The sequence below is a fragment of the Pseudomonas sp. Irchel 3F6 genome (assembly GCF_900187595.1).
GTDB classification, from domain to species: Bacteria; Pseudomonadota; Gammaproteobacteria; order Pseudomonadales; family Pseudomonadaceae; genus Aquipseudomonas; species Aquipseudomonas siliginis.
In genome coordinates, this window is the sequence record NZ_FYDP01000002.1 from 571,932 (window position 1) to 585,703 (window position 13,772).

The 13,772-nt window shown below is 59.6% G+C and carries 15 protein-coding genes; 3 read left to right on the plus strand and 12 right to left on the minus strand.

Translation table 11 applies throughout. From position 1 onward, the window contains the following. Window positions 1–10: 10 nt before the first annotated feature. On the minus strand, window positions 11–664 hold the full coding sequence (locus tag CKW30_RS08630; RefSeq protein WP_095180552.1) for a COG3650 family protein: 654 nt from the start codon (window positions 662–664) through the stop codon (window positions 11–13). A gap of 137 nt (window positions 665–801) precedes the next feature. Here CKW30_RS08630 and CKW30_RS08635 point away from each other — a divergent pair, with 137 nt between their 5' ends. Continuing rightward, the gene (locus CKW30_RS08635) at window positions 802–1,149 is read left to right on the plus strand and encodes a hypothetical protein (protein ID WP_095180553.1); all 348 of its coding nucleotides are present in this window, start codon (window positions 802–804) and stop codon (window positions 1,147–1,149) included. A gap of 4 nt (window positions 1,150–1,153) precedes the next feature. Here CKW30_RS08635 and CKW30_RS08640 read toward each other — a convergent pair whose 3' ends face one another. Further along, entirely contained in the window at window positions 1,154–1,753 is a 600-nt protein-coding gene (locus CKW30_RS08640; protein ID WP_056783385.1) for a short chain dehydrogenase, read from the minus strand. A 104-nt stretch (window positions 1,754–1,857) separates the two neighbouring features. On the opposite strand from CKW30_RS08640, the gene CKW30_RS08645 reads away from it, so the two are divergent. After that, on the plus strand, window positions 1,858–2,772 hold the full coding sequence (locus tag CKW30_RS08645; protein ID WP_056783386.1) for a LysR family transcriptional regulator: 915 nt from the start codon (window positions 1,858–1,860) through the stop codon (window positions 2,770–2,772). Between the two features lie 98 nt (window positions 2,773–2,870). Here the strand turns inward: CKW30_RS08645 and CKW30_RS08650 are convergent, their stop codons facing one another. The 9 genes from CKW30_RS08650 to CKW30_RS08690 all read right to left on the minus strand — a co-directional run bounded on the left by CKW30_RS08650 (window position 2,871) and on the right by CKW30_RS08690 (window position 10,547). Then, on the minus strand, window positions 2,871–3,347 hold the full coding sequence (locus CKW30_RS08650; RefSeq protein WP_095180554.1) for a DoxX family protein: 477 nt from the start codon (window positions 3,345–3,347) through the stop codon (window positions 2,871–2,873). Further along, on the minus strand, window positions 3,344–4,102 hold the full coding sequence (locus tag CKW30_RS08655) for a DUF2063 domain-containing protein (protein WP_095180555.1): 759 nt from the start codon (window positions 4,100–4,102) through the stop codon (window positions 3,344–3,346). Before CKW30_RS08655 ends, CKW30_RS08650 begins: the two co-directional genes overlap by 4 nt. Next, complete coding sequence (locus tag CKW30_RS08660; RefSeq protein WP_095180556.1) at window positions 4,099–4,986, minus strand: DUF692 domain-containing protein; 888 nt, start codon at window positions 4,984–4,986, stop codon at window positions 4,099–4,101. Before CKW30_RS08660 ends, CKW30_RS08655 begins: the two co-directional genes overlap by 4 nt. Before the next feature lie 25 nt (window positions 4,987–5,011). After that, a complete protein-coding gene (locus CKW30_RS08665) occupies window positions 5,012–5,317 on the minus strand; it encodes a DUF2282 domain-containing protein (RefSeq protein ID WP_041478029.1) in 306 nt (101 codons plus the stop codon). Window positions 5,318–5,547: 230 nt separating this feature from the next. After that, window positions 5,548–6,249: an ABC transporter ATP-binding protein gene (locus CKW30_RS08670; RefSeq protein ID WP_003222380.1), complete on the minus strand. Its 702-nt coding sequence runs from the start codon at window positions 6,247–6,249 to the stop codon at window positions 5,548–5,550. After that, window positions 6,250–7,017: a high-affinity branched-chain amino acid ABC transporter ATP-binding protein LivG gene (gene livG, locus CKW30_RS08675; protein WP_016771357.1), complete on the minus strand. Its 768-nt coding sequence runs from the start codon at window positions 7,015–7,017 to the stop codon at window positions 6,250–6,252. Continuing rightward, complete coding sequence (locus tag CKW30_RS08680; protein WP_016771356.1) at window positions 7,014–8,270, minus strand: high-affinity branched-chain amino acid ABC transporter permease LivM; 1,257 nt, start codon at window positions 8,268–8,270, stop codon at window positions 7,014–7,016. The genes livG and CKW30_RS08680 overlap by 4 nt, the downstream gene beginning before the upstream one ends. Continuing rightward, window positions 8,267–9,190: a high-affinity branched-chain amino acid ABC transporter permease LivH gene (livH, locus tag CKW30_RS08685; RefSeq protein WP_016771355.1), complete on the minus strand. Its 924-nt coding sequence runs from the start codon at window positions 9,188–9,190 to the stop codon at window positions 8,267–8,269. The genes CKW30_RS08680 and livH overlap by 4 nt, the downstream gene beginning before the upstream one ends. Window positions 9,191–9,419: 229 nt before the next feature. Then, the gene (locus CKW30_RS08690; protein ID WP_016771354.1) at window positions 9,420–10,547 is read right to left on the minus strand and encodes a branched-chain amino acid ABC transporter substrate-binding protein; all 1,128 of its coding nucleotides are present in this window, start codon (window positions 10,545–10,547) and stop codon (window positions 9,420–9,422) included. Window positions 10,548–10,898: 351 nt separating this feature from the next. Between CKW30_RS08690 and CKW30_RS08695 the strand changes: the two genes are divergently transcribed. Continuing rightward, window positions 10,899–11,204: a DUF2288 domain-containing protein gene (locus CKW30_RS08695; protein WP_016771353.1), complete on the plus strand. Its 306-nt coding sequence runs from the start codon at window positions 10,899–10,901 to the stop codon at window positions 11,202–11,204. Window positions 11,205–11,488: 284 nt separating this feature from the next. Here the strand turns inward: CKW30_RS08695 and CKW30_RS08700 are convergent, their stop codons facing one another. Continuing rightward, window positions 11,489–13,687, minus strand: a complete 2,199-nt coding sequence (locus tag CKW30_RS08700; RefSeq protein WP_095180557.1) for a hypothetical protein — start codon at window positions 13,685–13,687, stop codon at window positions 11,489–11,491. Window positions 13,688–13,772 lie beyond the last annotated feature (85 nt).

Here is a 13,772-nt window from a genome sequence, read left to right on the forward strand (position 1 = left end):
GGAAAAACGATCAGTCGTTACGCGCGCCGCCGAAATAGCCGCAGCCGCGCTGGACCTGACCGTCGATGCGCAACTCGGCGCTCATGTGCTGCACGCTGCCGGTGCTGCTGTCGACGCAGCGCTGTGGCGCCACCCACAATTCGATGCGCTGGTTGTTGGCTTCGCTGCTGAGATTGAAGCGGCCGTCGCCCAGTTGCTCTTCCACATACGGCACCGCCAGTGGAGCCTGGCCCTCACGCTCGATGACCATGCCTTTGCCGCTGACCTTGACGTTCCACTCCGGGCCATGGCCGGCAGCGCGCAGGATCAGCAGTTTGAAATTTGGGTCGTCGCAGGCCGTGCCCGAGCGCTCGACGCGATACAACTGGCCGAGGTCGAGGCGGTCGCCGGAAACCTTGCCGCGCACATCGGCAAACAACTTGCCTTGCTCGTCGGCCAAGGTGGCGGCCTCTTGCAGGACGCTGGTGCCGCCGATGTCGTTGACCACCAGTTGCCGCTGCTCCTGGCACGGCTGGAACACCAGTTTGCCGTCGGCGGCGGTCAGTTGCCCCTGCATTCGCGTTTGCCCGGCATGGGACACACTTTCACGCTGGCCGTCGAACAACTGGCAGGCGGCAAACATCGGCAGCAGGGTAACGAGGACGATCGAACGGGCAACACGCATCTTTGGCTCTCCAGACAAGTGCTGCCACGTTACTGAGGCTGAGTGCCTATCACAAGGTCTGGTCTGCCACTATTGAGTCGGGCGTGGGAGCCCCGCATAGTCTCATGCACGTTTTTTGATGGATCAGGGAGTGTTAAATGAAATGGAAAATTGCGCTGTTGCTGTTGGCATCTGCAAGCGCTGTCAGCGTCCAGGCAGCCGATTTGGCTTTCTCTTCAGGGGTTGATTTCACAAAGATGGTAATGCTGCTCAAGGATGATCAGGGGCCTAATCCGGATCTTGTCGAACTATCCCTGGTGTTGACACCCGTAGCCACTGCGAGGGCTAAGGCAATCAGTCATGAGGCGATGGGCCAGCCATTGAGTCTTTCGATCAACGGCCAGCACATTTCCACGGCGACAGTGCGATCCGAGCTGGGCGGGGAGTTCAGGATCTCTATGTCGCGGTCTGTCGCCAAACGGCTTTTACCTACCTTGATCGATTAATCATTCAGGCCACGTGAAACGTCTGCCCTGTTTGCAATCCTTCGACACTTTTCGCGTAGGCCAATGCCACTTCCGCGGCAGGAACCGGCTTGAAGCCACGGAAGTAGGGCGCGTATTTGCCCAGGGCTTCGGTCAGTACGGTCGGGCTCACCGAGTTCACCCGCAGGCCACGCGGCAGTTCGATGGCGGCGGCGCGGACGAAGCTGTCGATGGCGCCGTTGACCAGCGCTGCCGAGGCACCGCTGCGAATCGGGTCGTGGCTGAGCACGCCGGTGGTAAACGTGAACGAAGCGCCATCGTTGGCGTACTCGCGGCCGATCAGCAGCAGGTTGATCTGGCCCATCAGTTTGTCTTTCAGGCCGAGGGCGAAGCTGTCCTCAGTCATGTCGTCCAGCGCTGCAAACGTCACGTTGCCCGCCGCGCAGATCAGCGCATCGAACTTGCCGGTCTGTTCGAACAGCTTGCGGATCGAGGCGCTGTCGCTGATATCCACTTGCAAGTCACCGCTGTTACGACCGATACGAATGACCTCGTGACGTTGCGACAATTCTTTGTCCACCGCTGAGCCGATGGTGCCGCCTGCGCCTATCAACAGAATTTTCATCGTGCTGTACCCCATGTGTGTGAATGAGGTTTCAGTCTAGGGTGGTTTTTTCAGCGGATAAGCGCACTAATAGGCAACCTTTGGTTTTCAATTGGAAACAATCCATGAGCGAAATGGATGATCTCGCCGCGTTCGCTGTGCTGATCGAGGCCGGCAGTTTCACCCTTGCGGCGCAGCAGTTGGGCTGCAGCAAGGGCCAGTTGTCCAAGCGCATCAGCCAGCTCGAAGCGCAGTTCGGTGTGGTATTGCTGCAACGCACCACCCGGCGCTTGAGTCTGACGGCGGCGGGGGCGGCGCTGCTGCCGCAGGCCCAGGCGCTGGTGGTCCAGGTCGAACGCGCACGCCAGGCTTTGGCGCGGTTGAAGGACGACATGGCCGGCCCCGTGCGCATGACGGTTCCGGTGTCGCTCGGCGAGACCTTCTTCGATGGCTTGCTGCTGGAGTTTTCCGGGCAATACCCCGAGGTGCAAATCGAGCTGGAGCTGAACAACAGCTATCGCGATCTGTCGCGCGATGGCTTTGATCTGGCGATTCGCGCCGAAGTCGCCAATGACGATCGGCTGGTGGCCAAGCCGTTGTTGGCGTGGCACGAAATGACCTGCGCCAGCCCGGCCTACCTCGAGCGCTTCGGCGAGCCGGCGACGCCCCATGCCTTGGCCGAGCATCGTTGTCTGCTCAACAGCCATTACAGCGGTCGCGAAGAATGGCTGTATCACCAGCAGCACGAGTTGCTGCGGGTGCGGGTTTCGGGTCCGTTTGCCAGCAATCACTACAGCCTGTTGAAGAAAGCAGCGCTGTCCGGCGCCGGCATCGCCCGTCTGCCGTCGTATCTACTGCAAGCGGAACTGGCGGACGGCCGCTTGCGCTGGTTGCTGCGCGATTACCAGACGCGACGCATGCCGATGTATCTGGTGCACCCGTATCAGGGGGGATTGCCCAAGCGCACGCAGGTGTTGGCGGATTATTTGATGGGCTGGTTCAAGCGCAGTGGCGAGGCGCTGGATCGACTCCAGCGCTGACACCGAACCTGTGTAGGAGCTGCCGAAGGCTGCGATCTTTGGATTTTTAGAAGCAAGATCAAAAGATCGCAGCCTTCGGCAGCTCCTACAGTTTCAGGTCAGCCTTGGCATCGGCGGGCAATCAGCTGATCGATCGACAATTTGCCCGGCCCGGTCGCCATCAGGTACAGCAACACCGCCGCCCAGGTGCCGTGGGTCGGGTAGGCATCCGGGTAGACAAACAGTTGAATGGTCAGGGTCATGCCGAGCAATGCCAGCGCGGAAAACCGCGTCGCTAGGCCGAGCAGGATCAGCAGCGGAAACACATGCTCGGCAAACGCCGCCAGATGCGCGGCAATTTCCGGCGACAACAGCGGCAGGTTGTACTCGCTCTGAAACAACGGAATCGTCGAATCGGCCAAACGTGGCCAGCCCAGTTCAAAAGTGCCGTCAATCAAATCGACGGCCAGTCCTTCGACCTTGGTTTGCCCGGATTTCCAGAACACCGCAGCGATGGAAAAACGCGCGATGAAGGCAATCAGGCTGTGCGGGATTTTTTCCAACAGCGCGATGACGCGCAGGATAAAGGCGTTCATGGCAACTCCTTGTAATTCAGACGGGTAATCGCGTTATGCGCAATCAGTAAGGCGAGGGTTTGGGCGAGATCGAACGGCGGGCTGTTTTCTGCCGCCGCGAGCAGTGGCGAGTCCTGGAGCAGATGACCAATGAACACGCTCGCACCCGCCTCAAGAGCAAACACCTCAACGTCGAGACCGTTGCGCAGCACCAGGGCATGCTGGCCTTGATGGAGGCCAATGCCCGCCAGACTTGGCTCCTGCTGATGCGCGGCCCAGATCGCCACCACCGCGAAAGCAGAGTCGAGCAGGTGCAGCGAGGGATGCAGTTCGAAACACAGTTCACTCAGCGACTGCGGATCGGCCAGCGCGGCACTGACTTGTTCAGGCCGGATCGGCTGCGCATCGGCGGCGTGGTAGGCAACAGTACGCAAGTGCTCCAGTCGCGCGACGTCTGCGACATAAGGCACGCCGGCAATGGGTTCGAATTGTGCGATGAAGTCGGCGAAGTCCTCGCCATAGCGGCTCATCAACGGACTGTGAGGCGGCTGACTCTGGACGAAAATCGCCGCCATGGCGCGGAAGAATTCCTCGCCGACCAATTGCAGCACCACCGGATAACTGTCGGCCAGGGCATTGATCAGCGAGCTTTGCACGTTGTTGCGATAGACCGCGAAACGCCGCGACGGATCAGCGCCATTGCGGCTGCACAGGCCCTTGGGATACGGCAGTTGCGCATTGAGCAAAGCGGCGGCGAAGTCCGCCTGCGTGCTCATGCCGCACGCTCCGCGCGACGCAACAGCGTCTCGGCTTGCTGCGCTTCGGCGAGCAATGCGTTGAAAGTCGGGACGTGATTATCGCGTTCGATGAGTGTCGCCACCGGGCCGATACGTTGCAGCACTTGCCGGTACAGATCCCAGACGGCCGGATCAATCGGCGCGCCGTGATCGTCGATCAGCAAGCGGTCGCCGAGGTTGTCGCAATCTTCAGCGAAGCCGGCCAGATGAATCTCGCCGGCTGCGTGCAGCGGTAACGCATCAAGGTAGGCCGACGGATCGCGCTGATGATTGATGCACGACACGTAGACATTGTTGACGTCGAGCAACAAGCCGCAGCCGCTGCGGCGGATTACTTCGGCGATGAACTCGGCCTCGTCGATCGTCGAGTGCTCAAATCCCAGATAGGTCGCCGGGTTCTCCAGCAGCATCGGTCGTTTCAGAGTGTTCTGCACCTGGTCGATGTGCGCACAGACGCGGTTCAGCGTCGGCGTGTCGTAAGCCAGTGGCAGCAGGTCATTGAGGAACACCGGGCCGTGGCTCGACCATGCCAGATGTTCGGAAAAGGCTTGCGGTTGATAGCGCTCGATCAGCTCGGCGAGGCGTTTGAGGTGCTGGCTGTCCAGCGGGCCTTCGCCACCGATCGACAGTCCCACGCCATGCAGTGACAGCGGGTACTGTTCGCGAATCAGACCGAGAAAATGATGAAACGGGCCGCCGGCCACCATGTAGTTTTCGGCGTGGACCTCGAAGAAACCGAGGTCCGGTACGGAGCCGAGCACATCAAGGAAGTGCCCGGTCTTGAGCCCCAGCCCGGCGCGGGCAGGGAGCTCGGTGCGAGCTGCCTGAGTGCGCGGCAGGGACGGTTCGTGATGACTGAACATGGGCGTCACTCAGGCAGGCCGTGGATCAGGACTTGGCTTTGAAGGCTTCGAGCTGACCGAAACCGGTCGGCGAGGTTTTGCTCTCGGTGGTGGCGCAGGTGCCCTTCGGAACGAGCTTCCAGGCGTTGGCCTGATAGTCCATTTTCGCCGTGCCGGCGCAGGTGGTGCCGGCACCTGCGGCGCAATCGTTCTTGCCTTTGAGGGCTACGCCGAAGCATTTTTCCATGTTGGCATCAGCGGCCTGAGCGGTGGAGACAGTGGCGATGCTCAGAGCGGAACCGAGAGCCAGAACCAGAGCGGTGGCGGACAGGGTACGGGTAGTCGCAGTCATGATGTTTCTCCAGGTTTATCAGGGTTTCTGCAAGTGCTGTTGCGCTTGCTTGTCCCTCTAGAGAACGGGTGGGGGGATGCGTTACAGGTGGGGCGAGAAATTTATAAAAAATTTCGGATTCAGCAGTATCCCTGTGGGAGCGAGCAGGCTCGCTCCCACAGAGGATCGGTGTTTTTCGTTTGGGCATAAAAAAACGGCCCGAAAGCCGTTTTTCTGTGCAGCGATAACACTCAACCGCCGAGGTACGCCTCGCGCACTTTCGGGTCGGTCAGCAGCGCTTCACCGGTGCCTTGCATGACCACGCGGCCGTTCTCCAGAACGTAGGCGCGGTCGGCGATTTTCAGCGCCTGGTTGGCGTTCTGCTCGACCAGGAACACCGTCACACCGTCCTTGCGCAGCTGTTCGATGATGTCGAAGATCTGCTGGATGATGATCGGCGCCAGACCCAGCGACGGCTCGTCGAGCAGCAGCAGCTTGGGCTTGCTCATCAGTGCACGGCCGATGGCGAGCATCTGCTGTTCGCCGCCGGACATGGTGCCGCCGCGCTGGTTGAAACGCTCTTTCAGGCGTGGGAAAAGTCCGAGGACCTTGTCCATCTGTTCCTGATAGTCGCCCTTGTCGGTGAAAAATCCGCCCATCGACAGGTTTTCTTCCACGGTCAGACGGGCAAACACTCGACGACCTTCCGGGACCACGGCGATGCTCTTGCGCATGATCTGCGACGAGTCCTGGCCGACCAGTTCCTCACCCATGTAGCGGATGCTGCCGCTGTGCGCCTGCGGCGAACCGCAGAGTGTCATCAGCAGCGTGGATTTGCCGGCACCGTTGGCGCCGATCAGTGTCACGATCTCGCCCTGACGGACTTCGACGTTGACGCTGTGCAGGGCCTGAATCTTGCCGTAGAAGGTGGAAACGTTTTCGAACTGCAGCATTTACGCTTCCCCCAGGTAGGCTTTGATCACTTCAGGATTGTCGCGGATCTGTTCCGGCGTACCGTCGGCCAGCGGCGTGCCCTGATTGATCACGACGATGTGGTCGGAAATGCTCATGACCAGTTTCATGTCGTGTTCAATCAGCAGCACGGTAACGTTGTGCTCTTCGCGCAACACACCGATCAGCGCCTTGAGGTCTTCGGTTTCCTTCGGGTTCAGGCCGGCGGCCGGTTCGTCGAGCATGAGAATCCGCGGACGGGTCATCATGCAGCGGGCGATTTCCAGACGCCGTTGCTGGCCGTAGGCGAGGGTGCCGGCGGTGCGGTTGGCGAACTCTTTGAGGTTGACCTTTTCCAGCCAGTATTCGGCAAATTCCATCGCCTCGCGCTCGCTTTTGCGGAACGCCGGGGTCTTGAACAGGCCGGACAGGAAGTTGGTGTTCAAGTGACGGTGCTGGGCGATCAACAGGTTCTCGACCGCGGTCATGTCCTTGAACAAACGCACGTTCTGGAAGGTACGCACCACGCCTTTGAGGGCGATCTTGTGGCCCGGCAGGCCCTGGATCGGCTCGCCGTCGAGCAGGATGCTGCCGCCGGTAGGCTGATAGAAACCGGTCAGGCAGTTGAACACGGTGGTCTTGCCGGCGCCGTTCGGGCCGATCAGGGCAACCACCTGCTTTTCCTTGACGGTCAGCGCCACGCCGTTGACCGCCAGCAAACCGCCGAAGCGCATGCTCAGATTTTCGACTTTAAGGATCTCGCGGCTCATTTGCGCAACTCCATGTGTGGGCGTTGCATCGGCAGCAGACCTTGTGGACGCCAGATCATCATCAGCACCATCAGCGCACCGAACATCAACATGCGGTACTCGCTGAACTCACGCATCATTTCCGGCAACAGGATCATCACGATCGCCGCCAGAATCACGCCCAGTTGCGAGCCCATGCCACCCAACACGACGATGGCGAGGATGATCGCCGACTCGATGAAGGTGAACGACTCGGGCGTCACCAGCCCCTGACGTGCAGCGAAGAAGCTGCCGGCGAAACCGGCGAACGCAGCACCCAGGGTGAAGGCGGAGAGCTTGATCACGGTCGGGTTCAGGCCCAACGCGCGGCAGGCGATTTCGTCTTCACGCAGCGCTTCCCACGCACGGCCGATCGGCATGCGCAGCAGACGGTTGATCACGAACAGCGCGGCCAGTGCGAGCAACAGCGCAACCAGGTAAAGGAAGATCACCTTGTTGATCGAGTTGTATTGCAGGCCGAAATACTCGTGGAACGTCTGCAGGCCTTCGGCGGCTTTGCGCTCGAAGGTCAGGCCGAAGAACGTCGGTTTTTCGATGTTGCTGATGCCGTTCGGGCCACCGGTGATGTCGGTCAGGTTACGCAGGAACAGACGGATGATTTCGCCGAAACCCAAGGTCACGATCGCCAGATAGTCGCCGCGCAGACGCAACACCGGGAAGCCCAGCAGGAAGCCGAACGTCGCCGCCATCAGGCCGGCAATCGGCAGGCAGATCCAGAAGCTCAAGCCGTAGTAATGCGACAGCAGCGCGTAGCTGTAGGCGCCGACGGCGTAGAAACCGACGTAGCCCAGGTCAAGCAGACCGGCCAGACCGACGACGATGTTCAGGCCCAGGCCGAGCATCACGTAGATCAGGATCAGCGTTGCGATATCCACCGCGCCACGGGAGCCGAAGAACGGCCAGACCAGGGCGATCAGAATCAGCGCAATGATGAAATAGCGCTGGGTGGTTGGCAGGGTCAGGAAGTTGCTGGCCTTGGCCGGGATCAGCGGCATGCCCGGCGAGGAGCGCCAGGCCTTGCTGATCTGCTGGTTGAACAGCACGCGCAAGAACATCAGCACCGAGCAGATCGCGATGGTCGCAAGTACCGCAGGGCTGGTGTTGTGCACTTCCAGATTGATGCCGACGATGGTCAGTTTCAGACCCAGTACCGGGTAGGCCACCGCCCACACCAGCAAGGCACTGAACAGTGCCTGTTTAAGATTCCTAGTCATACTTTCTCAACCTCCGGACGGCCCAGAATGCCGGTCGGACGGAACAACAGCACCAGAACCAGCAGGCCGAACGCAACGACGTCCTTGTACTGGTCGCCGAAGATATCGGCACCGAACGCTTCCGCTACACCGAGCACCAAGCCGCCGAGCATTGCCCCGGGGATGCTGCCGATGCCGCCCAGTACCGCAGCGGTGAAGGCCTTGAGGCCGACGAGGAAACCGGCGTTGGGGTTGATCACGCCGTATTGCATGCTCAGCAGCACCGCGGCAACGGCGGCCAGCGCAGCACCGATGACGAAGGTCAGGGCGATGATGTTGTTGGTGTTGATGCCGAGCAGGTTGGCCATCTTGATGTCCTCGGCACAGGCGCGGCAGGCGCGGCCCAGGCGGGAACGGGAGATGAACAGGGTCAGGCCGAGCATGGCGATCAGGGTCACCACGAACACCACGATCTGCATGTAGGAAATCAGCACTTCTTGTGCGCCACCCGGACCGAAGGCGAAGTTGCCCGGGATCAGGTTGGGGATAGCTTTGTCCTTGGAGTCTTGCGCCAGCAGAACGGTGTTCTGCAGGAAGATCGACATACCGATGGCAGAAATCAGCGGGATCAGACGGTTGCTGCCGCGCAGGGGGCGGTAGGCGATCCGTTCGATGCTGTAACCGTAGGAACTGGTGACGACGATGCTGGCGATGAACGCCGCAGTCATCAACAGCGGGACACTGTCGAGTCCCATCATGGTCAGCCCGGCGATGGCGATGAAGGCCACGTAGGAACCGATCATGTACACCTCGCCGTGGGCGAAGTTGATCATTCCAATGATGCCGTAGACCATCGTGTAGCCGATGGCGATCAGGGCATACATGCTGCCAACGTTGAGGCCGTTAACCAGCTGTTGGAAGAAGTGATAGAGGTCAGGCATTACAGCGCTCCTAAAAACCTGTACGCATTTCACTGGTGGAGTCATTTTCCCGCCCGGCCCCGTGGATCTCTATCCACTTCGAATCCGGGTTTTGCCAGCGAACCGCTGATGACGGTTTTGAGATTTTCAGGTGGGCAGACTGGCGGATCACGCCAGCGCGGCCCATACATTCGCAAAACAAAGCCCACGGCACGCCGTGGGCTTTATTGGCAGTCAGTCGGGCAAGGCCTTACTGAGGCGAAACTTCAGTTTTAGGTTTGCCGTTGTGCCACTCGTACACGACAAATTTGAAGTCCTTCAGGTCGCCCTTGTCGTCGAAGCTCAGGTCGCCGGTCGGGGTCTTGAACGAACCGGCGTGGATGGCTTCAGCCACTTTGGTCGCGTCTTCGGACTTGGCCGCCTTGATGCCTTCGGCAATCACGGTCACTGCCGAGTAGGACGGGAACACGAACGGACCGCTCGGATCTTCCTTCTTGGCCTTGAACGCGTCAGCCAGGGCAACGTTGGCCGGATCCTGGTCGAAGGATTTCGGCAGGGTCACCAGCAGGCCTTCGGACGCATCCTTGGCGATCTGGGTGATCGAGTCGTTACCCACGCCTTCCGGACCCATGAAGCGGGCTTTCAGGCCTTTTTCCTGAGCTTGGCGCAGGATCAGACCCAACTCCGGGTGGTAGCCGCCGTAGTAGACGAAGTCGACGCCGGCTTGCTTGAGCTTGGCGATGATGGCGGAGAAGTCCTTGTCGCCAGCGTTGACGCCTTCGAAGACGGCAACCTTGGTGCCTTTCTTCTCGAGGGTCGATTTGACGGCGGTGGCGATGCCTTCACCGTACTGCTGTTTGTCGTGCAGCACGCCAACCACTTTCGGTTTCACGTGATCGGCGATGTAGTTGCCGGCGGCAGGGCCTTGAGCGCTGTCGAGACCGATGGTGCGGAAGATCATTTTGTAGCCACGGGCGGTGATGTCCGGGCTGGTGGCAGCCGGGGTGATCATGATCACGCCTTCGTCTTCGTAGATGTCCGAAGCTGGCTGGGTGGAGCTGGAGCACAAGTGACCGACCACGAACTTGACGCCGTCGTTGACGACCTTGTTCGCTACCGCTACCGCTTGTTTCGGATCGCAGGCATCGTCGTATTCAACGGCTTCGAGTTTCTTGCCGTCGACGCCGCCCTTGGCGTTGATCTGCTCGATGGCCATTTTCGCGCCACTGAACTGCATGTCGCCGTACTGGGCTACTGGACCGGTTTTAGGGCCGGCGATACCGATTTTGATGGTGTCAGCTGCGAACGAATGGCTGGCAACCCCGGCCAGAACCATAGCGGCAAACAGTTTGGAAATCTGCTTAGTAGCCTTAGTCATAGTGCTCCACTCTTACTGTTGTATTTTTTAGAGTTCTGGCGCCGTAGCAGCAGAACCGGGTCAGATATCTTTGCGATACCCTCCGGAAAATGCCCCGGCAACTGTACCGGTACAGTGTAGAGCGCCGCTTGATCAACTGGGAAGCGGGCGCCACGGGGCAAAACTTGGGGGTGTCGCATTTTTGAATGAAAGAGACAGAATTGCGGCGGGGCAATCGGGGGCATATATCCCAAAAGGCAGCATTCCCTGGCGTTCCTGCTCTTTTCGTTCGGTGCAGCGATTTGCAACCGGGTTTTTCTGCCGGACCACCGACGTTATCATTCGCGTCGATTTCTTTTCCGGACAGCTCCCATGAATCAAGAACCTAGCACCCTCTATGCCAAGCTGCTTGGTGAAACGGCATCTATTACCTGGAAAGAGCTGGAGCCGTTCTTCGCCAAGGGTGCCCTATTGTGGGTCGACCCTGACCTGGATTTGATCGCCGCCGCCGAGGCCGTGGCCTCGGATGAAGGCGAGAAAGTCGCGGCCTGGCTGGCCGACGACAAGGTCGCCAAGCTGTCTGAAACGCGGGCGCTGGATATTTTCGAACGTGATCCGCAGCTGTGGGCCGTGGTGGTTTCGCCGTGGATTCTGATCCAGGAAAGGGCGGCCGTTTAATTGCCTGCACCCTTTTGGCGCCTCGATTGCCGCGCCGCAAGTGTGTAGCGGAGTAGCGTGATGGCACCTTGCCGTGGAGAAATGCCACGCCTCACGGTGACGTAAACGTAACGGGAACAGTTTATGGAGCGGCCTGAGGGTCGCTTAATTGTTTCTGAATGTTCGCAGTGTTGGAGTTTGTCGGTGAAGTCGAGGGCGCCTTCGCGAGCAGGCTCGCTCCCACACTGGAATGCACTTTCCTGTGGGAGCGAGCCTGCTCGCGAATGGGGCGACTCGGTGCTGGATCAGACCGAGTAAGTCTTGCCGGTATGGTTATTCAGCGAAATGACCTTGGTCTTGCCAATCCGGTGGCGGTAGATCTCGCGCAGGTACTTGATCGACTTCTTCACGCAATCGCGTGACAGGCGAATGTCATTGATCGAGACGAACTTGTCCTTGTCGTTGATCAGCTCGCGGTATTTCTTCTCGTACATCGGTTTGATCGCGTACCAGTTGGTATCGAGGATCTTCGCCGGGTTCTCGAATTCGTTGAGCAGGTCGTCGATCCGCTCTTCGTCGAAGTCTTCCTGAATGATGAAGTCGAGAATCGAGTTATCCAGCGTCTCGTCGAAACGGTACGGATTCTTCGCGAAGCAGCGCTTGATGAACGCCACGATCAGCGTGAGGAAGTCGTCCGACAGGCACGGGCTCTTGGCGATCAGGGTGGTCAGCGACAGGTTGGCCGAAGCGCCGATCACCAGCGCATAGCGCTTGAGCGTGGTGTTGGGGAACAGGCTGTTGAGGTGGGTCTTCAACCGGTTCAGATCCATGTACGACAGTTTGTAGTCTTTCGGCAGCGAGACGATCGAGACCACCGACGAGCAATTCTTGAAGAAGTGCAAATCGTGCAGCGCGGCGGCGTCGTAGCCGGAATTCTTGTACTGCTCAAGCGAAGCGCGATAACGCTTGGATTCGATCGGCAGCAGGCTGATGCCTTCGATGGCCTGAGTGACCTTGTTGAAGTGCGGCAGGTCGATCGAACGGAAGAACAGGTCGTCGATGTTCAGGCGCTGTGGCTCTTTATCGAAGACCTTGAACTTGTCGCTGCTCGGCGGCGGGGTTTCCGGTACCACCGATTCGGCGTAGGCAATCGCCACCGGCCCGGCCAGACTCATGAACAGGTCGTTGGCATCCAGGCGGATGGTTTCGCCGATGTCGATGCCGGCGCGGCGGAAGTAGTTCTGGTCGTAGTCAGTGGTGACTGCCTGCGCCGTCAGAATGTTGAAGATCTGCTGCGAGATGTACTGGTTGGCGTGTTTCTCCATGGCATTGACATCAATGTTCTGGATGTTGCCGTCATCGCTTTCTTCGGCGTAACGCATGATGTCGTTGGAGATCAGCATCATCGCGTTCCACGGGCGGATACGCCCCATCACGCTGGCTTCGCTGCTGTCTTCGTTGGCGAAGTTGTAGGAGAAATCCCATTCCTCCGACAGGTATTTGCACAGCAGGCGCCCGGCGTTGATGTGCAGCGCCTCGGACATTTCGCTGCGGTGGTCGGAAATGTTCGGCAGCACGCAGATGCCGCTGGTGAAGATCGGCTCAAAGACAAACGAATGGCCGCTCTTGCCGTCATGCTCGTCCATCGGCTTGGTGTCGAAGGTCTTGTTCATGTACGAGTGCTGCTGCGCCAGACCGAACTCCGAGGCCATGCCCGAACCGGTACCGCCGCCGGCACTGAAGATCGAGAAATACAGGCGCGACTGGTTGGCCTTGATCCCGCAGCTGTCGATCAGGTACGAGTGGATCATTTTCCAGTCGGGGCTGGAGAAGCGCTGGGTGTCCTTGTTGAGGATGATCTTCGCCAGGTACTGGCCGAGGATCGGCGCGTTACCGGCGCCACCGGCGTGGACTTCGGACAAGTCCATGATCTTCATTTTGCTGTAGTCGCGCAGGAAGCCGCTTTTCTCGCCCTTGCGCGAGAAACGGATGCGCCCGGCGATGTCCTTGTCGAGGTCGCCAAGCATCACCAGCGGTTCGACCAGAAACACCGGTTTGGTCGATTTGCTGGTGCCGATGCGCAGATTGTTCTTGATCCACTGCGCTGGGCTGTAGCCCTTGTCGGCCAGGCGTCGGTCGCTCGGGCGGTCTTCGTTGTTGAATTCGTTGAGGTAGAACTTGCGCGCGTTGTACACCAGTTCCGCCACGTCGAGGGCGATGTTGGAGCCGCAGCGACCGAGGCCGATCAGGCACACCGAGGGAAATTCCTGGTCGTTGTGCTGCTCGTTGTCGCCTTCCTGATGCGCCGGGCGCGGGAACACCGAATCGCGCAGGCCGTCGAGGTTATCGAGGATGCGGTCGGTGTTGGTTTCGGTGAAGTACAGGTATTGCTGGGTCGACAGCGGGCGCGAGGGCGGCGTCGGTCTGGATAATGACGCGCTGTTCGCGGCGGGGCTCAGGGTCAGATCGGCTGTTGCACTGGCGGGGTTGTTTTTAGAGGTCATGGTGCGCCATTTACCTGGACTGGGTTGGCCCGCCGAACAGTGCCGGCGAACCTCACGGAATAAGATCTCGCGTCTTGTGTGCGCG